The 22,993-nt window shown below is 69.7% G+C and carries 21 protein-coding genes and 1 riboswitch; of the genes, 15 read left to right on the plus strand and 6 right to left on the minus strand.

The genetic code is table 11. The features are described 5' to 3' along the window. Nucleotides 1-9 precede the first annotated feature (9 nt). Nucleotides 10-687, minus strand: a complete 678-nt coding sequence (locus VGB75_18210; GenBank protein HEY0168984.1) for a heme-copper oxidase subunit III — start codon at nt 685-687, stop codon at nt 10-12. Nucleotides 688-772: 85 nt separating this feature from the next. Here VGB75_18210 and VGB75_18215 point away from each other — a divergent pair, with 85 nt between their 5' ends. The 3 genes from VGB75_18215 to trpD are packed head-to-tail and all read left to right on the plus strand — an operon-like array spanning nt 773 to nt 3,337. Beyond that, on the plus strand, nt 773-1,819 hold the full coding sequence (locus tag VGB75_18215) for a cytochrome c oxidase assembly protein (GenBank protein HEY0168985.1): 1,047 nt from the start codon (nt 773-775) through the stop codon (nt 1,817-1,819). Continuing rightward, nucleotides 1,819-2,235: a hypothetical protein gene (locus VGB75_18220; GenBank protein HEY0168986.1), complete on the plus strand. Its 417-nt coding sequence runs from the start codon at nt 1,819-1,821 to the stop codon at nt 2,233-2,235. The genes VGB75_18215 and VGB75_18220 overlap by 1 nt, the downstream gene beginning before the upstream one ends. A 25-nt stretch (nt 2,236-2,260) precedes the next feature. Beyond that, nucleotides 2,261-3,337 carry an anthranilate phosphoribosyltransferase gene (gene trpD, locus VGB75_18225; GenBank protein HEY0168987.1) on the plus strand — a complete coding sequence of 359 codons (1,077 nt, stop codon included), beginning with the start codon at nt 2,261-2,263 and terminating at the stop codon, nt 3,335-3,337. 95 nt (nt 3,338-3,432) lie between these two features. On the opposite strand, the gene VGB75_18230 is transcribed toward trpD, so the two are convergent. Next, nucleotides 3,433-3,720, minus strand: coding sequence for an Lrp/AsnC ligand binding domain-containing protein (locus VGB75_18230; GenBank protein HEY0168988.1), 288 nt, complete (start codon nt 3,718-3,720; stop codon nt 3,433-3,435). Next, nucleotides 3,717-5,531, minus strand: coding sequence for a DEDD exonuclease domain-containing protein (locus VGB75_18235; GenBank protein HEY0168989.1), 1,815 nt, complete (start codon nt 5,529-5,531; stop codon nt 3,717-3,719). Before VGB75_18235 ends, VGB75_18230 begins: the two co-directional genes overlap by 4 nt. Before the next feature lie 625 nt (nt 5,532-6,156). Then, a riboswitch (cyclic di-AMP (ydaO/yuaA leader) is annotated at nt 6,157-6,316 on the plus strand. Between the two features lie 84 nt (nt 6,317-6,400). On the opposite strand from VGB75_18235, the gene VGB75_18240 reads away from it, so the two are divergent. The 3 genes from VGB75_18240 to VGB75_18250 all read left to right on the plus strand — a co-directional run bounded on the left by VGB75_18240 (nt 6,401) and on the right by VGB75_18250 (nt 9,929). Next, on the plus strand, nt 6,401-7,432 hold the full coding sequence (locus tag VGB75_18240) for an NlpC/P60 family protein (GenBank protein HEY0168990.1): 1,032 nt from the start codon (nt 6,401-6,403) through the stop codon (nt 7,430-7,432). A gap of 92 nt (nt 7,433-7,524) precedes the next feature. Beyond that, entirely contained in the window at nt 7,525-8,805 is a 1,281-nt protein-coding gene (locus VGB75_18245) for a hypothetical protein (GenBank protein ID HEY0168991.1), read from the plus strand. Beyond that, nucleotides 8,802-9,929, plus strand: coding sequence for a glycosyltransferase family 4 protein (locus VGB75_18250; GenBank protein HEY0168992.1), 1,128 nt, complete (start codon nt 8,802-8,804; stop codon nt 9,927-9,929). Before VGB75_18245 ends, VGB75_18250 begins: the two co-directional genes overlap by 4 nt. 91 nt (nt 9,930-10,020) lie before the next feature. Here the strand turns inward: VGB75_18250 and VGB75_18255 are convergent, their stop codons facing one another. Beyond that, the gene (locus tag VGB75_18255; protein HEY0168993.1) at nt 10,021-11,829 is read right to left on the minus strand and encodes a long-chain fatty acid--CoA ligase; all 1,809 of its coding nucleotides are present in this window, start codon (nt 11,827-11,829) and stop codon (nt 10,021-10,023) included. A 92-nt stretch (nt 11,830-11,921) separates the two neighbouring features. Here VGB75_18255 and VGB75_18260 point away from each other — a divergent pair, with 92 nt between their 5' ends. The 3 genes from VGB75_18260 to VGB75_18270 all read left to right on the plus strand — a co-directional run bounded on the left by VGB75_18260 (nt 11,922) and on the right by VGB75_18270 (nt 13,835). Further along, nucleotides 11,922-12,305: a polyketide cyclase / dehydrase and lipid transport gene (locus VGB75_18260; protein HEY0168994.1), complete on the plus strand. Its 384-nt coding sequence runs from the start codon at nt 11,922-11,924 to the stop codon at nt 12,303-12,305. Nucleotides 12,306-12,371: 66 nt separating this feature from the next. Then, nucleotides 12,372-12,809, plus strand: a complete 438-nt coding sequence (locus VGB75_18265) for an SRPBCC family protein (protein ID HEY0168995.1) — start codon at nt 12,372-12,374, stop codon at nt 12,807-12,809. Between the two features lie 72 nt (nt 12,810-12,881). Beyond that, nucleotides 12,882-13,835, plus strand: a complete 954-nt coding sequence (locus VGB75_18270) for an ROK family glucokinase (GenBank protein ID HEY0168996.1) — start codon at nt 12,882-12,884, stop codon at nt 13,833-13,835. Between the two features lie 42 nt (nt 13,836-13,877). Here VGB75_18270 and VGB75_18275 read toward each other — a convergent pair whose 3' ends face one another. Further along, a complete protein-coding gene (locus tag VGB75_18275; GenBank protein ID HEY0168997.1) occupies nt 13,878-15,653 on the minus strand; it encodes a carbohydrate-binding module family 20 domain-containing protein in 1,776 nt (591 codons plus the stop codon). A gap of 218 nt (nt 15,654-15,871) precedes the next feature. Between VGB75_18275 and VGB75_18280 the strand changes: the two genes are divergently transcribed. The 5 genes from VGB75_18280 to VGB75_18300 all read left to right on the plus strand — a co-directional run bounded on the left by VGB75_18280 (nt 15,872) and on the right by VGB75_18300 (nt 20,705). Next, complete coding sequence (locus VGB75_18280) at nt 15,872-16,396, plus strand: histidine phosphatase family protein (GenBank protein ID HEY0168998.1); 525 nt, start codon at nt 15,872-15,874, stop codon at nt 16,394-16,396. 62 nt (nt 16,397-16,458) lie between these two features. Further along, nucleotides 16,459-16,875 (plus strand): DUF4232 domain-containing protein, encoded by a 417-nt coding sequence (locus VGB75_18285; GenBank protein HEY0168999.1) that lies wholly within the window; start codon nt 16,459-16,461, stop codon nt 16,873-16,875. Between the two features lie 149 nt (nt 16,876-17,024). Beyond that, entirely contained in the window at nt 17,025-18,008 is a 984-nt protein-coding gene (locus tag VGB75_18290; protein HEY0169000.1) for a S1 family peptidase, read from the plus strand. Between the two features lie 284 nt (nt 18,009-18,292). Further along, a complete protein-coding gene (locus tag VGB75_18295) occupies nt 18,293-19,210 on the plus strand; it encodes a S1 family peptidase (GenBank protein ID HEY0169001.1) in 918 nt (305 codons plus the stop codon). 430 nt (nt 19,211-19,640) lie between these two features. Continuing rightward, entirely contained in the window at nt 19,641-20,705 is a 1,065-nt protein-coding gene (locus VGB75_18300) for a S1 family peptidase (GenBank protein ID HEY0169002.1), read from the plus strand. 124 nt (nt 20,706-20,829) lie between these two features. Here the strand turns inward: VGB75_18300 and VGB75_18305 are convergent, their stop codons facing one another. After that, a complete protein-coding gene (locus VGB75_18305) occupies nt 20,830-21,588 on the minus strand; it encodes an SDR family oxidoreductase (GenBank protein HEY0169003.1) in 759 nt (252 codons plus the stop codon). A 143-nt stretch (nt 21,589-21,731) separates the two neighbouring features. On the opposite strand from VGB75_18305, the gene VGB75_18310 reads away from it, so the two are divergent. Continuing rightward, nucleotides 21,732-22,955: a cysteine desulfurase-like protein gene (locus tag VGB75_18310; GenBank protein HEY0169004.1), complete on the plus strand. Its 1,224-nt coding sequence runs from the start codon at nt 21,732-21,734 to the stop codon at nt 22,953-22,955. Nucleotides 22,956-22,993: the final 38 nt, after the last annotated feature.

Below are 22,993 nucleotides of genomic sequence, written 5' to 3' on the forward strand. Positions count from 1 at the left end.
TCGCATGGCTCAATGGATCAGGTAGATCGTGGCGAACAGCCCGATCCACACGACGTCGACGAAGTGCCAGTAATAGGACACCACGATTGCCGCGGTCGCCTGGGCTGGAGTGAACCGGCCCAGCGCGGTGCGGGCGAGGAAGAACAGGAAGGCGATGAGGCCGCCGATCACGTGCAGCCCGTGGAACCCGGTGGTGATGTAGAAGACCGAGCCGTAGCCCGAGGACGAGAGCGTCATGCCGGCCTCGTGGAAGCCGTCGACCAGGTGGCGGTACTCGGTCACCTGCTCGCGGTACTCGTTCGCCTGCCCGAGGACGAAGATCAGGCCCATCACGAAGGTGATGAAGAACCAGCGCCGCAGCCCGTACACATCGCCGCGCTCGGCTGCGAAGACGCCCCACTGGCAGGTCACCGAGGATGCGACCAGGATCACCGTGAACACGGTGGCGTAGGGCACCGCCAGATGGATGTCGTAGGCCGGGTTGCCGTCGAGCGCCGGCACGCCCGGCCAGTTCTCGAGGTTGTTGGCGCGGACCGTGAAGTACATCGCGAACAGGCCGGCGAAGAACATCAGCTCACTGGACAGCCACACGACAGTCCCGACGCTGACCAGGTTGGGCCGGGTTAGCGAATGAACCTGGGATGAGGGAAAGCGCCCGGCCGGAGGAGCCTGTGCAGTCGAGGTCACCTCTGCATTATTGCCCCATCGACAGCAGAGTGTTAGGCACGGGGTACGTGGTGCGGGACGTGTTCTCGGTAACTACGCTTGAACAGTGCTCCGCGCCGCGCTCGTCCTCGCTCCAGTGCTTGCTCACGACGGCGATTCCGACGGTGGGCCGGGCCCCTCGACGCTGCCCCGTTTCACGCCTGCGCGGCTGTTCACCGAGCTTGAGCTCAACTGGTGGCTGCTGGTCCCGCTGCTGGTCGTGACCGGTCTTTACCTGTGGGGCGTGTGGCGGCTGAGGCTGCGTGGCGATGACTGGCCGGCCGGCCGGACGACCGCCTTCATGGTCGGCGGGGTAGGCGTCATCGCCTTCGCCGGAATGAGCGGGCTGGGCGCCTATGACACCACGATGTTCTCGCTGCACATGATCCAGCACATGCTGCTGGCCATGGTCGCGCCGATCTTCCTGGCCCTGGGCGCGCCCATCACCCTGGCCCTGCGCACCGTGCCGCGCGGGGTGCGCTCGGTCATCCTGGCGGTGCTGCACAGCCGGCTGGCCAAGCTGCTGACCTTCCCGCTGATCGGCTGGGCGGTGTACGTGGCCAGCCCGTTCGCGCTGTACTTCACCGGCTGGTACCCGGCGACGCTGGACAACCAGGTGCTGCACGAGCTGCTGCACCTGCACTTCATCCTGGTCGGCACGCTGTTCTTCTGGCCGATGATCGGCATAGACCCGATCCCGGGCCGGCAGTCCCACCCCTTCCGCTTCCTGATCCTGATCTCGACCCTGCCGTTCCACGCGATCCTGGGACTCTCGATCTACACCCAGGCGACGGTGATCGCCGCGTCCCACTACGAGGCGCTCAAGCTCAGTTGGCTGGACCCACTCTCAGACCAGCGGGTCGGCGGCGGGCTGCTGTGGTCCTCCGGCGAGCTGGTCGGGTTGATCATGCTGGGCGTGGTGACCGCGCAGTGGATCAGGGCCTCTGAGCGCGAGGCGGTCCGTGAGGATCGCCGGCTCGACCGGCTTGAGGCCGCCGAGGCCGCGGCGGCGGCGCGAGAGGCGGCCGGTGCGCCCGCCCCTGTGCCGCTGGATACGATGGCAGTCCACGACACCCGGCCGGCCGCTTCCGCGAAGAAAGAAGTTCACAGCTGATGACCTCGCCTCACACCCTCACCGTTGTGGTCTACAGCCAGCGCGCCGAGTTGCGGACCAGCGTGCGCACCGCGGTCGGACGTCGGGCAGCCTCTGACCTGGGGCGGATCGACTGGGTCGAGTGCGCCAACTACAGCCAGCTCAAGAACCAGCTCGACTCCGGCGACATCGACCTGGTGATCCTCGACGGTGACGCCCAGCCCAGCGGCGGGATCGGCCTGTGCCGGCAGTTCAAGAACGAGATCACCGACTGCCCTCCGATCATCATCCTGCTGGCGCGCACGCAGGACCGCTGGCTGGCCGCCTGGTCCCAGGCCGACGCCACCATCGTGCGGCCGCTTGATCCGGTGCTGGCGGCCAGCACCGTCGGTGAGGTCCTGCGGGCTCGCGCCGCGGCCATTCCCGTGGTGCGTTGAGCGAGCCAGAGTTCCGCAGTCGCCCATGAGCGCGCCGAGCCCGGGTCCCGCTCGCCAGCAGAGCTGGCCGGACCTGTTCACCAGCCTGATGCGCGGTGACTCGCTGACCGGTGAGGCGACCCAGTGGGCGATGGACGAGATCATGGCCGGCGAGGCGACCGCGGCCCAGCTGGCGGCGTTCGCGGTGCTGCTGCGCGCCAAGGGCGAGACCCCGGCCGAGCTGGCGGGCCTGGTGCGCGCCATGCTGGCTCACGCCGCGCCCGTGGCCCTGACCCAGCCGGCGGTGGACGTGGTGGGCACCGGGGGAGACCGGGCCCAGACCGTGAACATCTCGACGATGGCGGCGCTGGTGACGGCCGGGTCCGGCCGGGCCGTGGTCAAGCACGGCAACCGGGCGGCGTCTTCGGCCTGCGGCACCGCCGACGTGCTCGAAGAGCTCGGCGTGGCCATCGACCTGCAGGCCTCCGGGGTGCTGGCCACGGTGGCCGGGGTCGGCATCGGGTTCTGCTTCGCGCCGGTGTTTCACGCGGGCATGCGGCACGCCAGCGGCCCCCGTCGCGAGCTCGGCGTGCCGACCGCCTTCAACTACCTCGGCCCGCTGACCAACCCGGCTCGGCCGGCGGCGGTCGCGATCGGGGTCTATGACCGGCAGATGGCGCCGGTGATGGCCCAGGTGCTGGCTGACCGCGGCGACCGGGGCATGGTGTTCCGCGGTGACGACGGCCTTGACGAGCTGACCACCACCACGACGTCGCAGGTCTGGCTGGTGTCCGATGGCACGGTGCGCCCCGACGTGCTCGACCCGATGTCGGTGGGGATCGCGGCGGCCGACCCGCAGGCGCTCAAGGGCGGCCCGGCCTCGTTCAACGCCGAGGTGGTCCGGCGGCTGCTGAGCGGGGAGCAGGGACCGGTGCGCGATGCCGTGCTGCTCAACGCGGCCGCGGCGATCGCCGCGTTCGACGGTGTGCTGGATTCCGCGCAAGCCGCTGTGCGACACGGCCTGCCGATCGCGGCCGCCGCCATCGACGGCGGTGGCGCCGCGACGCTGCTGCAGGCTTGGATCGAGTTGAGCCAGAAGCTGCGCGCCGACCAGAAGCGCTGACCTGGTCGATCGTCCGGCTCGGTCAGGGCTGGGCCGGCTCGGTCAGGGCTGGGCCGGCTCGGTCAGGCTGGGCCGGCTTGTCGGCCTCGGTGGGTCTACTCCGGGGCTGAGTACCCGATCGAGAACGCCGACTCCAGGTCGTGCCGGGAGTAGGCCCGGAAGGCGACGTGGGTGTCGGTGCTCAGCACGCCCTCGATCCGACTCAGCCGGCCGGCGATGACGTCGGCGATCTGGTCGAACTCCCGGACCCGGACGATCGCGATCAGGTCGACGTCGCCGGCGACGCTGTACACCTCGCTGACGCCGTCGATGTCAGCGATGGCCTGGGCTACCTCGGGGATCATGTTCGCCGCGACGCTGACCATGACAATGGTGGTGATCATGCACTGATCCTAGAACCAGGACTGGACCGGTTGGGCTGGTGCAGAACGGGCAGCCGGCGGCGGTCGGTGAACGGCTCGGCGCTACGTCGCGCGCCGTCAGCCGAGACCAGCCAGCTACGCAACCGGGCCGCGCCGGCCGCCGGGGAACTCCATGGCTGGCTGGCCGAGACCAGCCGGACGCCGGGCTGATTGAGCCATCGCAGGAGCAACTCGGTCTCTTCGACCGTGGCGACTGTGGCCAGGGTCGCCGAGGCAGAGGTCTGCGTGACGACCTCGGCGGTGCTGAGCAGGGTCTCCACCATGGGCATCGGCGGCACCCCGCGAGCGGCGACTTCGGCGCCCACCATGCGGCCGTGCCGGATCACCACCAACTCCCAGCCGCCCAGGCCGTCCGAGCGGGCGGCTACCAGCTCGGCCACCCGGGTCAAGGAGACCAGAGCCTGCATGCGGGCGCAGCTGCGCACCAGGGTGGCGATTCGGTCTCGCACCACGGCCGCCTCCTCGTAGCGCTGGGCGGCGGCCAGCGAGCCCAGCCGGCGCTTGAGCGGCTCGATCAGCATCGCGACGTCGGCATGCCAGGCCTGCACGACCGTATCGACCAGGCGCGCGTAGGCCTCAGGGGAGAGCTCGTCCTCGCAGGGCGCGGCGCACTTGCCGATCCCGGCGAGCGCGCACGCGCGGCGGACCACCCGACCGGGCGTCAGCCGATCGGTGCACTGCCGCAGCGGCACCGCGTCGTGGATGGCGTCGCGCAATTGCTCGGCCTGCCTGGTGGAGCGCAGCGGGCCGAAGTACTGCGCTCCGTCGGCGCGAGCCTGGTGCACGATCGACAACCGCGGAAAGGGCTCCTGGGTCAGCTTGAGCCAGACAGTCCGGTCACTGTGCTTGGACCGCCTGTTGTAGCGAGGCTTGAGCGAGGTGATCAGGCGCAACTCGCGCACCTGCGCCTCGAGCGGGTGCGCGCAGACGATCGACTCGACAGACTCGGCCAACCCGACCATCTCACCCATCCGGCTGCGGGTCTCTGAGGCCACGAAGTACTGCCGCACCCGGCTGCGCAGGTCTTTGCTGGTGCCCACGTAGAGCGGGCGACCGGCGCCGTCATGGAACAGGTAGACCCCGGGGGCGTGCGGCAGGTCGTCGGCGAGGTGGCGTTTGCGTCGCTGGGCGTCGGTGACCTGGGAGGTGAAGGCGCGCAGCTCGGTCAGCGAGTGCACGCCCAGCGTGCCCAGCCGGCCGATCAGGGCGTGCAGCACATCCACGGTGGCCCGGGCGTCGGACAGGGCTCGGTGGTTGGGAGTGGTGGTCGACTTGAAGAAGCCGGCCAGCGTGCTCAGCTTGCAGTTGGGCACCTCGTCCCGGGTCAGCACCCGCCGGGCCAGCAGCGCGGTGTCGAGCACTGCCGGATTGGGCCAGCTCCGCTCCTGCCGAGCGCAGGCCGCCTTGAGGAAACCGATGTCGAAGGGCGCGTTGTGGGCCACCAGCACCGCGCCGGCGGCGAATTCCAGGAACGAGGGGAGCACCGAGTCGATGGAGGGGGCGCTGGCCACCATTCGGTCGGTGATGCCGGTGAGCACGCTGACGAACGGGGTGATGGGCATACCCGGATCGACCAGGGTGGCGAATTCGCCGAGCACCTCTCCGGCCCGCACCTTGACCGCGCCGATCTCGGTGATGGAGTCCGTCATCGAGGCGCCGCCCGTGGTCTCGAGGTCGACCACCACGAAGGTCGTCGCCAGTAGCGGGTCGTCGAGGCAGTCAAGGCTTAGCTGCCCTCGGGTGATCGGTTGTCCTCGGGTAATCGCGGTCACAATCGAACACGTTAGCGATAGGCTCTGACGAAAGCGCGAAGCAGGGCCGAGCACGCGGCAGCCAGGCGGCGAACCGGCTGCCGCGGCGCCACTGGCTGCTGCCGGAGCGGGCCGTTTAGCGCGCTGTGATCAGGGCGGCGCCGGGTCGGACCCCCGGTTCCGGCTCAAAACTGTCAGTGCCCCTTCCTACGGTGTAGTCATCCGCCGGACTACAGCCGCCGGCCACGAAAGGTGGAAGAGAATGCTCATTGACTGTGACAGCTGCGCGGCTCGCGACATCAGCTGCGGAGACTGCGTGGTAGCCGTCCTGCTGGGTCCCCGCCGTGGAGCGGTCGAACTCGACAGCGCCGAGCAGGATGCCCTGGGCGCGTTCGCCAGCGGCGGCCTCCTGCCGCCGCTGAGGCTGGTGCCTACCCGCCCGCCCGAGGATTTACCTGGCCCTCACACCGCAATTGCCTGATTTGTCGAATTCTGCTGTGAAAATTGCACCGCGACACGGTCGACCTCGATTGCTTCCGGGCGACAGCGTCACGTAACCTTTCTGAGATCTTCCGGTTTCCGCCTCCCGACGGGAGGCGCCGGAAGCACCGCCGAGTCGGCGCTGATCAGTAGTAGGCAGCTCAACCGCTAGCCTTCGCCTGCGCTGTGAGCCGAACCGGGGACCCAGGTTTTCTGGGGTGAATCGGGGTAGTGCAAAGCGCTCTGCGCTCTGCACGGCAGTGCTCCGTAGGGCAACTTCCAAGCCCGAACCCGACAGCTAACTCGGTAGGCGGTCGAGTGGAAGAGGAGTTCCGCCAACTGTGGCGTTAACTCGTGTGACGCGGCTCAGCCGCACAATTCTTGCTTCTCTAGTCGTTACCGGCGCCCTCTTGACCGCGCCGCTGGCCGCCCAAGCCGTACCGCATCCGCAAGCTCCGGCGCCGAAGACCACCGCGCAGGTCAATGCCAAGCTGCATGATCTGGCCAAGTCCAGCGAGAAGTTGGCCGAGCAACTGAACCAGGCCCACATCGACGTCCGGACCGCCCAGCGAGCAGCTGCCCAGGCGACCCGGACCGCGGCCGCCGCCCAGGCCCAGGCACGCACCGCTCAGCGACTGCTGGCCACCTCGCTGGCCTCGCAGTACAAGGCGGCCTCGTTCAGCCGCACGGCCGCTCTGCTGGCCAGCAGCTCCACCGACGGCTACCTGCAGACGATCCAGTCGATGAACCTGTTGACCCAGCACCAGAGCGCGGTCTCCCTCACCGCGACCAAGGCGATCGCGACCTCGAACGCGGCCGCGGCGCGGGCCAAGGCCGCGGTTGCCACAGCCGTCGAGAAGCGGGCCCTGATCGCCAAGCGGCAGGCCGAGCTCAACCAGCAGGTGCGCAAGTACAAGAGCCTGCTGGCCACCTTGACCGCTGCCGAGCGGGCGAAGTACTACAACCCGGTTCCGCAGCCGTCGGCGGCAGTCGTCGCGCAGGTGGTGACCCGAGCGGTCACCCAGGCAGCACCGTTGGCCGCTGCTGCTCCTGCTCCTCAGACGGCGCCCGCGCCGGCTCGTTCGGCCTCTCGTGGCGCCGGCGCGGCCATCTCCGAGGCTCGCGCCCAGCTCGGCAAGCCTTACCAGTGGGGCGGCAGTGGACCGGGCAGCTTCGACTGCTCTGGCCTGACCGCCTGGGCCTGGCGCGCCGGGGGCGTCAGCCTGCCGCACAACGCCGCGGCGCAGCAGGGCAGCGGCACGCCGGTGGGTCGCAGCGACCTCCAGCCCGGTGACCTGGTGTTCTTCGGATCTCCGGCCTACCACGTGGGGCTCTACGTCGGTGACGGCATGATGATCCACGCTCCGACGACCGGTGACGTCGTCAAGATGTCCTCGCTGTCCTACATGAGCGAATACTCAGGGGCCGTCCGGGTCGGGTGAGCCAGCCAGCTGAATTGAACGGGCGGGAACCGGTGACGGTCCCGCCCGTTCGGCTGTCCCGACGCTTGGGCCGCCGAGGGCTGTTCGGCCTGGTGACGGCTGTGACCCTGGCCCTGCTCGCGGGGCTGGCGGTCCTGCTGGTCCAGCACGACCGGGCGCCGGCGCCGACCGGCGCGGCTTCGCCCGGCGCCGCCGACTCAGCTGAGGTCACCGCCGTGCTGACCGCGCTGAACCGGCATGCCCGAGCCCTGATGGACCGGGACGCGCGGGCCTGGGAGTCAGACCTGGATCAATCGGCAGCCGCGTCCGGCTACACCGGACGTCAGCGACAGGTGTTCGCCAACCTGGCGCAGGCGCCGCTGACCACCTGGCGTTACGTCCTGGTCGCGCCGGTCACCGATCCGACCGTGCTGGCGCCGGCAGCGACCCGGCTGGGTGGGGACGTGGTGATCGTGCATGTCGAGCTGCAGTACGCCCTGGCAGCCGTCGACCCGGCGCCTACCGGCAAGCAGCTGTGGCTGACCGGGGTACGCCGCGGCAGCGTCTGGAAGCTGGCGGCCGATGACGACGCGGCAGCCGTCGGGGGCGCGTCCTGGCGAGGCCCGTGGGACTTCGGGCAGCTGCTGGTCCGGCGTGGCCCGCACACCCTGGTGCTGACCCACCCGGCGCACCGGCAGGATGGGCCGGTGTTCGCCGACCTGATCGAGAAGTCGCTGCCGGTCGTGACCGGGGTCTGGGGCCGCGACTTCAACGACCAGGTCGCGGTGCTGATCCCCGACACCGCGCAGGAGTTCGCGGCGGTCACCGGCGATGACGCCGACAGCCACGATCTGGCAGCGGTGACGGTCGCTGATCAGGTGCGCCCGGATGGCGTCGTGCTCGGCGCCCGGATCGTGCTCAACCCGGCCGCCCTCGCTCGGTTGGACACCGCTGGGCGCCGGCTGCTGATCGGCCACGAGCTGACCCACATCGCGTCTCGGGCGGCCACCTCCGATCAGATGCCGACCTGGCTGATCGAGGGGCTGGCCGAGTACGTCGGCAACCTCGGCGCCGGGCTGCCGGTGAGCCGCACCGCCACCGAGCTGGCCGCCGAGGTGCGGGCCGGCAAGGTGCCGGCGGCGTTGCCGGCCGATGCCGACTTCACCGGCGGCGACCGCCTGCCCCAGTTCTACGAGCAGTCCTGGCTGGCCTGCCGGCTGATCGCCGCCCGCGCCGGCGAGGCCGGCCTGGTGCGGTTCTACCGGGCGGTGGCCGAGGCCGCCCGCGCCGATCCGGCCACTGCGGTGGCGGTCGGGCTGCGGCAGGTGCTGCGGACCGACCTGACGGCCTTCACCGCGGCCTGGCGGTCCTACCTGATCGACCAGCTGCGATGAGCGCCCGCGCGCTGCTGATCGTCACCAATGACTTTCCGCCCCGGCAAGGCGGCATCCAGTCCTTCGTCCACGAGCTGGCCCGGCGGCTGCCGGCCGGTCAGGTCGCCGTCTACGCCTCCGATCACCCGGGCGCCGCGGCGTTCGACGCCGAGCAGGACTTTCCGGTACGCCGTCACCCCAGCGGCATGCTGCTCCCCACGCCCGGCGCCCGGCGGCGGGTGCTGCAGGCCCGCCAGGACTTCGGCAGCACCTCGGTCTGGTTCGGTGCGTCCGCGCCTCTCGGGCTGCTGGCCGCGCCGCTGCGCCGGGCCGGCGTCCGGCGACTGGTGGCCAGCACGCACGGGCATGAGGCCGGCTGGGCGATGCTGCCGGTGGGGCGCCAGGCGCTGCGCCGGATCGGCGCCGAGGTCGATGTGGTGACCTACCTCGCCGAGTACACCCGTCAGCGGTTGGCCGGCGCGTTCGGCCCGAAGGCCACTCTGGCGCAGCTGACCCCGGGGGTGGACCTCGACACCTTCAGCCCGGCAGTCTCCGGCGCCGCTGTTCGGCAGCGACACGGCTTGACCGGCCACCCGGTGGTGGTGTGCGTGTCCAGACTGGTGCCTCGCAAAGGCCAGGACGTCCTGATCCAGGCCATGCCGGCCATCCTGGCCAAGGTCGAGCAGGCGAGGCTGCTGATCGTCGGCGGCGGGCGCTATGAGCAGCGGCTGCGCGCCTTGGCCCAGCGGACCGGCGTTGCCGAGCAGGTGGTGTTCACCGGTCCGGTGCCGGCTGGCGAGTTGCCCGAGCACTTCGCCGCCGGTGACGTCTTCGCCATGCCGTGCCGGACCAGGCGGCTGGGAATGGACGTCGAAGGGCTGGGCATCGTGTTCCTGGAAGCCTCAGCCAGCGGTCTGCCGGTCGTCGCCGGGAACTCCGGCGGCGCGCCGGAGACGGTTCGCCAGGGGGTGACCGGACTGGTGGTGGACGGCGCCGACGTCGCGGCGGTCGCCGATCAGGTCAGCGGACTGCTCGCCGATCCGCGGCGAGCCGCGGCGATGGGCGCGGCCGGCCGGCAGTGGACCGAGCAGTCCTGGCAGTGGAACGCCATGGCCGATCGACTGGCCGAGCTGCTGCGGCTGTGACCAAACCGCTACGGCTGTGACCCCGAACCGCTACGGCTGTGACCCCGAACCGCAACGGCTGTGACCCCGAACCGCAGCGGCGATAGCGGGCTTAGTCTTTGCCCCCCGAGTACAGAGCCGCGATGTCTCCCGCGCGCTCGGTCAGCACCAGGTTGCGCTTGAGCTTGAGCGACGGGGTGAGCTGGCCGCCGGCCTCGGTCCAGTCCTCGGCCAGGATGGTGAACTTCTTGATCGCCTCGGCCTGGGAGACCGCCTTGTTGGCGTCATCGACGGCCTGCTGAACCTCGGCGCGCAGCTGCGGGTCCTGCAGCAGCTCGTTGACGTCGGTGTCGGCTGGCTTGCCGGTCTTCTGGGCCCACGTCGGCAGCGAGTCGACGTCCAGGGTGATCAGGGCGGCGATGAACGGCTGCTGGTCGCCGACCACCAGGCACTGGCTGATCAGCCAGTGCGCCCGGACCCGGTCCTCCAGCACCGCCGGCGCCACGTTCTTGCCGCTGGAGGTGACGATCAGCTCCTTCTTGCGTCCGGTGATCGTGACAAAACCGTCGTCGTCGAGCTCGCCGATGTCACCGGTGTGGAACCAGGTCTTGCCACCCTCCTCCTCCAACGCCTCGGCGGTGGCTGTGGGGTTCTTCCAGTACCCGTCGAAGACCACGGGGCCGGCCAGCAGGATCTCGCCGTCGTCGGCGATCTTGACGCTCATGCCGGCGACCGGGCGGCCGACCGAGCCGACCTTGATCTTGTCCTCGACGTTGAGGCAGGCCCCGGCGGTGGTCTCGGTCAGGCCGTAGCCTTCATAGATCGTCACGCCGATGCCGCGGAAGAAGTGCCCGAGTCGGGCTCCCAGCGGCGCCCCGCCGGAGATGGCGGCGCTGCACCGGCCGCCGAGCGCGGCCCGCAGCTTGGAGTAGACCAGCTTGTCGAACACCTTGTGCTGCAGCCGTAGGCCCAAGCCCGCGCCGCCGGTGTCCATCGCCTCGGAGTACGCGATCGCCACCGCCTCGGACCGATCGAAGATCTTTCCCTTGCCGTCGGCGTGGGCGCGCTGCTTGGCGGTGTTGTACACCTTCTCGAAGACCCGCGGAACGCTCAGCACGAAGCTGGGTTTGAAGATCGCGAAGTCGGCGACCAGGTTCTTGATGTCGGCGGTGTGGCCCAGCGAGCAACCGGTGGCGATCGCGCCCATCTCGATGGCCCGCCCGAACACGTGGGCCAGGGGCAGGAACAGCAGCGTGGAGGTGTCGGGGTTGAACAGCTTGCTCAGCCCGCTGGCCACCTCTGAGACCTCGGCCAGGAAGTTGAGGTGGGTCATCTCGCAGCCCTTGGGCCGGCCGGTGGTGCCGGAGGTGTAGAGCAGCGACGCCAGGTCGCTGGGCTTGATGGCCGCCAGCCGGGCGTGCACCTGCTCGGCGTCGACGTCGACGCCGGCGGCGGTCAACTCGGCGACCGCGCCGTCCTCGATCTGCCAGACGTGGCGCAGCTGCGGCGTCTGGCCGCGCACCTCCTCGACGATCGCGGCGTGCGCGGCGGACTCGACCACCACGGACTCGGCGTCGGAGTCGGACAGGATCCACTCGACCTGCTCGGCCGAGGACGTCTCATAGATCGGCACGACGACGCCGCCGACGGCCAGCACCGCGAAGTCGAACAGCGTCCACTCGTAACGGTTCTTGCTCATCAGGGCGACCCGGTCACCCGGCTCGATGCCGGACGCGATCAGGCCCCGCGCGACTCCGAGCACCTGCTCGGCGAACTCCCCGGCCGTCACATCGTTCCAGGTGTCGCCGCTGCGGACCTTGAGCGAGACCATGTCCGGCCGGGTTCGGGCATTGTCGAAGACGTACTGCGCCGCGCTGTTCTGTGGCGGCGTTCCCGCACTGGGGATGGTCAGCTCACGCACTCGATCGCCTCTCGCAGATGTGTTTCGTGCAAACCTAGCTTGGGCCGCAGGGTAGCGAACATTTCGCCTGACTGGCATGTCATCCTGCCCGAATGCAGCCGCAAGTTCACCTGATCGACGAGGCCTGGATCGACGCTCCGGCGGCGGCGGTGGCTGCCGTGGTGTCCGATCCGGCGAACTGGCGGCAGTGGTGGCCTTATCTCAGGCTCACGGTGACCCGCGACCGGGGCCTGAAGGGCGTCCAGTTCGCGGCGGCGCCGGCGCCGGGCGGTGGCTGGCCGGCGTTGGCCGGAACGGTGGAGATCTGGCTCGAGCCGTTCAAGAGCGGCGTGATCGTGCATCACTTCCTGCGGCTGGCGCCGGCCAGCGGGCAGCCGCTGCCGGCCCGGGCGTCCCGGCGGTTGAGCCGGCGTGTCGGCTGGCACGCCAAACAGGTGTTCTGGCGGCTCAAGGACGAGCTCGAAGCCGGCGACTGAGCCGGCGCCCGACACCGCGGGGGCGGCCTCGCGCCCCGCGGCGAACTCGGCGGTAACCTTCGCCCCATGGCCGATGAGTCAACCCAGTCGATCACCATCAACGCAGCTCCGCCCGCGGTGATGGCGGTGATCGCCGATTTCGACGCTTACCCGCAGTGGGCCAAGTCGGTGAAGTCCGCCGAGGTCACCGTGCCGGGACCGGACGGCCGGGCGCGGCAGGTCGCCTTCAAGCTCGATGCCGGGGTGATCCGGGACGACTACGAGCTCGCCTACGAGTGGCAGGACGACCTGAAGGTCTCCTGGACGCTGGTCACGGGCCAGATGCAGAAGTCCCAGCGCGGCTCGTACACCCTGCGCCCGGCCGGCGACGGCGCGACCGAGGTGACCTACAACCTCGCTGTCGACCTTGCGATGCCGATGCTGGGCATGCTCAAGCGCAAGGCCGAGAAGGTCGTGATGGACACCGCGCTCAAGGAGCTGAAGAAGCGCGTTGAGACCGGCTGACGTGGTGTCGACTCACCGGCGCGGCGCCCCTGCGATCACCGCGCCTGAGCTTCTCTGCGGCGGCGGTCGCTGATGCCGCTGGCTATCGGCGTCGACATCGGCGGCACCAAGGTCGCCGCCGGCGTGGTGGACGATGAGGGCCGGGTGATCGACAGCACCCGGCGCCCAACCCCGGGAAGCGACGTCGCCAAGACCGAGGCGGTCATCGCGGAGGTGGTCAACGAGCTGTCGGCGCGGCACGAGGTGTCCGCGGTCGGCATCGGCGCTGCCGGGTGGATCGCCAACGACCGGGCCACCGTGCTGTTCTCCCCGCATCTGGCCTGGCGCGACGAGCCGTTGCGCGACGCGTTGGCCGAGGCCATCGGGGTGCCGGTGGTGGTGGAGAACGACGCCAACGCCGCGGCCTGGGCCGAGTACCGCTACGGCGCGGCCCGCGGGGCCCAGGTGGCGGTGATGGTCACCATGGGCACCGGGATCGGCGGCGGGCTGGTGATGGGCGGGGTGCTCTACCGCGGCGCCAACGGGGTGGGCTGCGAGTACGGGCACATGAGCGTGGTGCCGGACGGGCGCCGGTGCGCCTGCGGCAACCGGGGTTGCTGGGAGATGTACGCCTCGGGCAGGGCACTGGCCCGCGACGCCCGCGAGCTCGCCGACGTCTCACCCGTCGGCGCTGAGCACCTGATGCGGCTGGCCGGCGGTGACCTGAATCAGCTGACCGGCCCCCTGGTCACCCAGGCGGCCCGGGAGGGCGATCCGGCGGCGGTCGAGATCTACACCGCGATGGGACGCTGGCTGGGCCGAGGCCTGGCCAACCTGGCGGCGGTGCTCGATCCGACGGTGTTCGTGATCGGCGGTGGGGTGTCCGAGGCCGGCGACCTGCTGCTCGGCCCGGCCCGGCAGGCCTTCGGCGAGAGCCTCACCGGGCGCGGCTTCCGGCCGGCGGCCGACATCCTGCTGGCCGAGTTGGGCCCGCAGGCGGGGCTGGTGGGCGCCGCCGACCTGGCTCGCCTGGAAGCTGATCGCTGAGGTCTCAGCCCTGTCACGAGGCGCCAGGCCAGGCTCCTCCGGCTATCTCCAGCTGTCATTGAGAGTCAGCGTCGAGCCGGCGCCGGTGTTCACCGTGCGGTTGGTCGAACCCTCCCAGGTGATGGCGCCGTCCGGATTCTTCTTGATGTACTTGTACTGGATCGCGGTGTTCTTGGGCAGCCACACTGTGGTGGACCAGACCGGGTAGCCGCCAGAGGACAGCGCAGTGGCCAGGTTGGCGTTCCAGACGCCCAGCAGCGGGTGGTCGCCCACCACGAACACGTTCTGGCCGTAGGCGGTGCTCGCGTTCTCGTTGAAGGTCACCGCGACCGCGCTGCTGGTGCTGGCGGTGGAGTAGCTGTGGAAGGCGACCGCGCTCTGGGCCGGCACCGTGATGGTGGCGGCGCCGGAGCCGTTGACGGTGACCAGCGGGCCGCTGCAGGTGGTGCCGGAGGCGCTGCCGTGGATCACGTCGCAGTACGTGCCGGCGGCCATTCCGGTGGTGAAGGCACGGGTCACCGCGGCATGGGTGTTGTTGATCGTCACGAAGCCGGCCGAGCCGCGGCTGAAGGAGATGACGTTGGCGCCGTCGCTCCACCAGTTGGCCACCGGCTTGCCGGCCACCGCGTTGTGCCAGCCCACCATGCCCAGCGTCGCCTGCTGGCGGTGCTGGCACAGCCAGGCGCCGGCGCTGCCGCAGTCGGCGGCCGTGACCATGCCGCTGGCGGCCGCCGGCGGTGATTGGTCGTTGGCCGAGTAGGTGAAGCTGGAGTAGACCTGCGGCGCGCCGTAGCCCCAGGCCAGGGAGAAGATGTTCGCCAGCTGATAGGTCGAGCCGTTCTTGTAGCTGAGCGTCGAGCCGTCGCGCGCGGTGTCGTGGTTGTCGACGAAGGTGACGGACTTGTCGCTGGGCTCCATGCCCCAGCTCTGGCCGAAGGTCGCCAGGTTGGCGATGCTGCCTCCGAACTGCTCCTTGAGCTTGCGGCCGTAGGTGAACTCCAGCACGCTGCCGTTGGCGTGGTAGGCGGGCCAGTCGACCGCTCCGCCGGGGATGACCTCCTGGTAGAGGAAGTTGGGGCGGGTCAGTTGCGCCTTGATCGCGGCGATGTCGGCGGCGTTGATGTGCTTGGCGGCGTCCAGTCGGAACCCGTCGACGCCCAGGCTGAGCAGGTCGTTGAGGTAGGCGGCGAGCTTGCCGCGCACGTAGGAGCTCTCGGTGCGCAGGTCCGAGAGCTGCACCAGCTCGCACTTGTGCACCTGGGTCTGGTTGTTGTAGTCCTGAATCTGGCCGTCTGAGGTCGGGCAGTCACCGGGGGAGTGGTGAAAGTCCTGGCTGCCGTACAGACCGGGGTAGGTGTACTTGTCGGGAAACGTGGTGCCGGCGTAGCCGGTGTTGCCCTGACCGGTCATGTGGTTGAGCACCGCGTCGGCGTAGACCTTGACTCCGGCGTTGTGGCAGGCGGTGACCATGGCCGCGAACGCCGCGCGGTTACCCAGCCGGCCGCTGATCTGGTAGCTGACCGGCTGGTAGATCTCCCACCAGGGGTGGCCCGCGCTGCCCAGGGTCACCGATTCCTGCGGTGGCGCGACCTGCACCCCGCCATAGCCGTTGGGGCCGAGCACGGTGGCGCACTCGTTGGCGACCGAGCTCCAGTTCCACTCGAAGAGGTTGGCGATCACGTCGCCGCGCGGCGGCGTCCCGGCCGCGGCAGCCGGTGCGGAGCCGGAGACGAACGTCGCGACCAGAGCAGCCGCGACCAGGGCCATGCTGGCGATGCTGGCGCCAAAGGTTCGGGAGCGCGGGGCGGGTAGGGGCATGGGTGACTCCTCAGGCAGCTGACGGCTCGTCGCAGGAGCGTCATTGCTTGTGAACGCTGTTGCTGGTGCGCGTCATTGCTTCTGAGCGCTGTCGCTTCTGAGCAACCTCGTCGCGCGACGACGCCGCAAGCCTATCGCCGCGATGGCGCAAGTCGAGGGTCCGCTCGCGCGTGCGTCGACGCGCTCGTCGCGCTGCTCGATCTGCCAGACTCCAGAAGGTGACCCGACGGCGACTCATCCTGATCAGGCATGCGAAGGCCGAGGCCGGCGCGGTCGACCTCGAACGCCCGCTGACCTCTCGTGGAGTGTCCGACGCCGCGGCCGCCGGACTGCTGCTGGCGCGGGCCGGCGTCGTGCCTGACCGCGCGGTGCTGTCACCGGCTAGGCGAGCACGCCAGACCTGGGACGGCGTGCAGGCCGGCCTCGCCGAGCCGGTGGAGGCAGTCATCGACGAGCGCGTCTATGACAACCACGTGGCCGCGCTGCTCCAGGTCATCGCCGATGTCGAGGTGAACGTCGATGCCGTCGTCGGTTGCCTGGTGCTGGTGGGCCACAACCCGTCCTTCGCGGAATTGGCCATCACCCTGGACGACGGGCAGGGCGATCAGCAGGCCCGGCAACGGCTGCGGGTCGGCTACCCCACCAGCGGCGTCGCCATCTTCGAGCTGACCGGAGGTTGGGACGAGCTGGCGCCGGAGTCGGCGACCCTGCTCGGTTTCGACATCGGCCGCGGCGCCGCCTGAGAGCCGCCCTGCGGTCATCGGTCATGTTGCCGTGCTCGGGCCGAGCGTGAATGCTGCAAGGCGTGACCGATACCGATGCTCCTGAGGCCGGGCCTGACGACGTCGCGTTCTCACTCAGCTGGCTCGCCGAGGACGGTGCTCTCAGGGGCTCGCTGGAGGCCCGCAACGTCAGCGAGCACCGGGTGCGGCTGTCCGGCAAACCTCAACTCACCCCGTTGGACGCCGAGGGAAACCCGCTCGAGACCGTGTCGATAATGACCTTGGAGCTGAGGCTTCCCGGCTACGTCGAACTCGGACCTGGCGAGTCGGCGACCTCACAGGTCGGGTGGGCGGCGTGGGACGGTCCAGCCGCCGGCGGGACCGTTCGGGTCCAGTGGCCCGGCGGACAGGCCGACGTGCCGGCCGCGGGGCCGCCTCAGCCGTCGGCGACGGGTCCCGCCACAAATCTGTGGAGCTCGTGGTTCGAGGGTGATGTCTAGCTCGTCCCTATAAGTGGGCATATGCTACGTCCAGGTTCCGCCGACTGCCTCTCCGCCTGCCCGTCCAACCTCCTGGTGCTAGGTGAAGGGGCCTGCCGAGCCCATGAGCGCCACCCGCCGCTCATCCCTGATGAGTGAGGAGGCTCGTGGTGAGACTTACCCGCACTTCAGTCCGCACCGGCGCGGTCGCCGTCAGCGCCCTGGTGACCGCGACCCTGCTCATCGCCGCGGCCACCCAGGCCGTTCCTTCCGCAGCCACACCCGCTTCGGCCGCGCTGGCCGCCCAGCTGGGCGGCCGCTCGGCCGGCGACTACCAGAACACCGCCGGCCAGACGGTGGTCCCGGTCGTCGACTCGGCGGCCGCCGTCACCGGCGCGCTGGACAAGTCGGCGCGCATCCCTGGCACTGCCTGGGCCATCGAGCCGCGGACCGGCCAGGTCGTCGTGTCGGTGGACCAGACCGTCACCGGCGCGAAGCTGGCCAAGGTCACCGCGGTGGCGTCCCGGTTCGGCGACGCGGTGCGTCTGGAGCGGGTGGCCGGCAGCCTGAGTCCGAAGATCGCGGGCGGCGACCCCATCTACGGCGGGGGGTCGGGCTGCACGCTCGGCTTCAACGTGCGCGACAGCAGCAATGTGTATTACTTCCTGACTGCCGGGCACTGCGGCAATGTCGCCGGAACCTGGTACGCCAACTCCTCGTACACCACCGTGCTGGGCCCCACCGCCGGCAGCAGCTTTCCGGGCAACGACTACGCGCTCGTGAAGTACACCAACGCCGCCATCGCCCATCCCGGCGCGGTCAACCTGTGCAACGGCAGCAGCCAGGACATCACCTCGGCGGGCAACGCTTACGTCGGTGAACCGGTCAAGTACGCCAGCTGCCGCACCGGCTTCGTGCGCAGCGGCGTCGTCACGGCGGTCAACGCCACGGTGAACTACGCGCAGGGCACGGTCTACGGCCTGATCAAGACCAACATCTGCGCTGAGGGCGGCGACTCGGGCGGCCCGCTGTTCGACGGCGCCAAGGCTCTCGGCCTGCTGTCCGGCGGCAGCGGCAACTGCACCACCGGCGGCACGACGTACTTCCAGCCGGTGACCGAGGCGCTGGCGGCCTACGGCGTCACCGTCTACTAGTCCTCACAGCTACTAGTCCTCACGGCTACTAGTCCTCACAGCTACTAGTCCTCACAGCACAGACGCTGTAAGAGATTCGGGTCAGACACCGTCTGAGTGAAGAGATGTAGTCATCCCCGAATGTCTTGTCTACATAACTTCTTCATGCTAAACAGCTGCATCTCGGATTTGTCTCTTTCGCTTGTCTCATGCGGTTCTCCCCGAAACCGCACGTATCAGGGGAAGAGCCTGCCGAACCAGCCGAGCGGCTACCCCTGCCCGCTCATCTCATGAGGAGGCTCGTAGTGAGACCCACCCGCACCTCTGTCAGAACCGGCGCCATCGGCGTCGCGATCACCGCGCTCGCAGCAGGAACCCTGCTCATCGCTCCTTCCACTCAGGCCGCTCCGGCCCCCGGCCCCGCTTCGGCAGCCACCCACAGCTCAGCCGCGCTGGCCAATGTCACCCGCGCGCTGGACACCCACGCCCGCATCCCCGGCACCGCGTGGGCGGTGGACCCGAAAACCGCCCAGGTCGTCGTGTCTCTGGATGAGACCGTGACCGGCGCCAAGCTGGCCAGGGTCACCGCGGTGGTCTCCCAGTTCGGTAGCGCGGTGCGCACCGAGCGGGTCGCCGGCGCCTTCCGCAAGTACATCTCCGGTGGCGACGCCATCTACGGCGGCGCCTACCGCTGCTCGCTGGGCTTCAACGTGCGCAACAGTTCCGGCGCGTACTTCTTCCTGACCGCCGGCCACTGCGGCAATATCGCCTCGACCTGGTATTCCAACTCCGCCAAGACGGCGTTGCTCGGCAATGTCACCGGCAGCAGCTTCCCGGGCAATGACTACGCGATCGTGAAGTACACCAACGGCAGCGTCCCGCCCGGCGACGTCAACCTGTACAACGGCGGCTCCCAGGACATCACCTCGGCGGCGAATGCCTTCGTCGGTGAGTCGGTCAAGCGCAGCGGCAGCACCACGGGCGTCCACAGCGGCACCGTGACGGCCACCAACGCAACGGTGAACTACGCCGAAGGCACCGTCAGGGGCCTGATCAAGACCAACGTCTGCGCTGAGGGCGGCGACTCAGGCGGCGCGCTGTTCGACGGCGCCAAGGCGCTCGGCCTGACCTCCGGCGGCAGCGGTAACTGCAGGAGCGGTGGAATCACCTTCTTCCAGCCGGTCACCGAGGCGCTCTCGGTGTACAAGGTCTCCGTTTACTAGGCCACTACAGAGCCACAACAGAGCCACTACAGAGCAGCACCAGCCCAAAGGTTTCCTGCCAGCAGGACGGCCGCCCGCGCATCGTGCGGGCGGCCGCTCTGTTGTCGGCCCTTGCTCGCCGACCGGCTCGAGTGAAGCGCCTTAAGCCTGAGCTAAGGCCTCCATAAGGGCCAACTAAGTGCGCAACGTTAAGTTCGCGTATGCCATAACTAGATGAACGCAGTCATTCTGTTTGTTTTACTTGTCCGAATAAGTACGTACGTGCTAAACCTAACTCACCTCGGATTTGTCTGTTTCGCTGATCTCGCACGGTCTTTTACCAGATCGAACGGATAGGTGACCTAGCCTGCCGAGCACCCTGAGCGTGCTCCCCTGCCCGCTCTTGGAGCGTGCTACCCCGGCCCGCTCACCCCCTATGAGGAGGCTCGTCTTGAGACCCACCCGCATCTCGGCCCGCACCGGCGCCATTGCCGTCGCGGTCACCGCGCTCGCCGCAGGAACCCTGCTGATCGCTCCTTCCACCCAGGCCGCTCCGGCTCCGGCTGCTCCCGCGGTCAGTCCCACCGCTGCGACCGCACTGGCCACCCAGCTCGGCGCCCGTTCCGCAGGCGCCTACCAGAACGCCGCCGGCCAGATGGTCGTCACCGTCACCGACGCCGCGGCCGCTGCCCAGGTCCGCAACGCCGGAGCGACGGCGCAGCTCGTCAAGCACGGCTCGGCCGCCCTCAACGGCGCCATCACCACGCTCGACAAGGTCGCCCGCGTCGCCGGAACCGCATGGGCCGTCGACGCCAAGACCGCCCAGGTCGTCGTGTCACTGGACCAGAGCGTGACCGGCGCCAAGCTGGCCAAGGTCAACGCCGCGGTCGCCAAGCTCGGTAGCCTGGTTCGCACCGAGCGCGTGGCCGGCACCTTCACCACGACCATCAAGGGTGGCGACGCCATCTACGGCGGCGGCTCGCGCTGCTCGCTCGGCTTCAACGTCCGCGACAGCGCCGGCACCTACTACTTCCTGACCGCCGGTCACTGCACCAACCTCGCCACGACCTGGTACGCCAACTCGGCGAACACCACCGTGCTGGGCAGCCGGACGGGCACCAGCTTCCCGGGCAACGACTACGGGATCGTGCGTTACACCAGCACCATCGCTCACGAGGGCACTGTCAACCTGTACAACGGCAGCACCCAGGACATCACCTCGGCCGCCAACGCCTTCGTCGGTGAGGCAGTCAAGCGCAGTGGCAGCACCACCGGTCTTCGCAGCGGCAGCGTCCAGGCGCTCAACGCCACGGTGAACTACGCCCAGGGCTCGGTCTACGGTCTGATCAAGACCAACGTCTGCGCTGAGGGTGGCGACTCGGGTGGCTCGCTGTTCGACGGCTCCAAGGCGCTCGGCCTGACCTCAGGTGGCAGTGGCAACTGCAGCTCCGGCGGCATCACGTACTTCCAGCCGGTCACCGAGGCGCTGTCCGTGTACGGCGTGTCGGTCTACTAAAAATCACTGAGCTCTGAGAACCACCGCACCAACCGCTTTCCCCTCCACAAGGCAAGACCAGGCAAGACCAGGCCGGCCGCTCGCGCATCGCGCGGGCGGCCGGTTCTGTGTGCAGGCCGCCCGCTCAGCGCAGGTGCGAGGCTCCGTTGACGTCCAGAACGCTGCCGCTGATCCACTCCGGCGCGTCGGTGGCCAGCCAGGCGACGGTCGCGGCCACCTCGGCGGGGGTGGCGACCCGTCCGAACGGGCTCTGGGCCCGCACCGCGTCGCCGTCCGGGCCGTCGAGGATGGCGCGGGCCATCTCGGTGTCGACGAAGCCGGGCGCGACGGCAGCGGCGAGAATGCCGTGCGGCGCCAGGGCGACCGCCAGCGACTGGGTCATGGCATGCAGCGCGGCCTTGCTCGCGCCGTAGGCCGGGGTGACCGGCTCACCGCGGTACGCCCCGCGAGAGCCGACGCTGATCAGCCGGCCGCCCGCCGGGCCGGCCTGGCGGCGCAGCAGGTGGTCGACGGTCAGCCAGGCCAAGTTCGCCGGCGCCACCAGATTGAGCTCCAACGTGGCGCGCCAGGTCTGCTGCCACTCGGAGTAGCTCGTGCCGTCGATGGGGTGCCCGGCGTAGACGGCGGCGTTGTTGACCAGCACGTCAAGGTCGCCCAGCCCCTCGATCACCTCGGCGATGAGCCGCGGGCAGGTGTCGGGCGAGGTGAGGTCACCGGTCACGACGAGGTGCCCCCTGCCGGGCAGCGCATCGCGGACCCGCTCGGCCGAGGCGGTGTCGCGCCCGGCGTGCACCGCCACCCGATGCCCGGCCTCGGCGAGCTTGTGCGCGATGGCCGCGCCGATGCCGCGGCTTGATCCGGTCACCAGGGTGCAGGTCCTCATGCTCGCGACGCTACCGGGCGGCCAAGACTGTTCCTTTGCGGCGGCACGTCACTGCCGGGCGGGACTGTCCCCTGGCAAGCGGGAACTGTCCCTGGCGAGCGTGGCTGTTCCCTGGCGAGCGCGGCGATGAGAGAGTGTGCGTCATGAGCTTCGATGTCGCCGCTGTCCGCGCCCAGTTTCCGTCCCTGGCCGCCGGCGCGGCGTACTTCGACGGCCCGGGCGGCTCGCAGACGCCAGAAGTCGTCGCCCGCGCCATCTCCGACACGCTGGTCTCCTCGATCGCCAACCGGGGCGTGATGACCCGCGCCGAGCGCAACGCCGATGAGGTCGTGCGCGGGTTCAGGGCGGCGATGGCCGACCTGCTCGGCGCCGATCCGGGCGGCATCGTGTTCGGGCGCAGCATGACCCAGCTGACCTTCGACATCGGGCGGGCGCTGGCCAAGACCTGGTCGCCCGGTGACGAGGTGGTGGTCAGCCGGCTGGACCACGACGCCAACGTCCGGCCATGGGTGATCACAGCCGAGAACGCCGGCGCGACCGTGCGCTGGATCGACTTCGACCCCGAGACCACCGAGCTCAGGCCCGAGCACGTCGCCGAGCAGCTGAGCGAGCGCACCCGGCTGGTCGCGGTGACCGGCGCCTCGAACCTGATCGGCACCCGCCCTGACCTGCCGGCGATCGCTGAGCTGGTGCACGGCGTCGGCGCGTTGCTCTACGTCGACGGGGTGCACCTGGCCGCGCACGCCGGCATCGACGTCGCCGCGCTCGGAGCGGACTTCTTCGTCTGTTCGCCCTACAAGTTCTTCGGCCCGCATTGCGGTGTGCTGGCCGCCAGTCCCGCCTTGCTCCAGACGCTGCACCCGGACAAGCTGCTGCCCGCCACCGAGGACGTCCCGGAGCGCTTCGAGCTGGGCACCCTGCCGTATGAGCTGATGGCCGGCACCACCGCGGTGGTCGACTTCATCGCCGACCTGGGCCGAATCGCCGGCAGTGACTCGACCGGTGGGGATCGGCGTCAGCGCGTGCTCGCCTCGATGGACGCCGTGCACGAGCACGAAGAAGCCCTTCGCAGGCGCATCGAGTCCACCCTCGCCGAGTTCGACAGCATGACGCTGCACTCCCGCGCCGGCCGCCGCACCCCGACGCTGCTGTACACCTTCGCCGATCGCCCGGCGGGGGAGGCCTACCGGTTCCTCGCCGAACTCGACGTCAACGCCCCGGCCAGCACGTTCTACGCCTACGAGCCGGCCCGACGGCTCGGCCTGCCCGACGAGGACGGCGGGCTGCGGATCGGGCTGGCCCCGTACAACGACGACTCCGACGTCGACCGGCTGCTCGACGGGCTGGCCAAGCTCACCGGGCACTAGCGAATCGCACTATGAACGCGCGGAAAACCGGGCCGCGC

Source organism: Jatrophihabitans sp. (assembly GCA_036399055.1).
Classification (GTDB): Bacteria; Actinomycetota; Actinomycetes; order Mycobacteriales; family Jatrophihabitantaceae; genus Jatrophihabitans_A.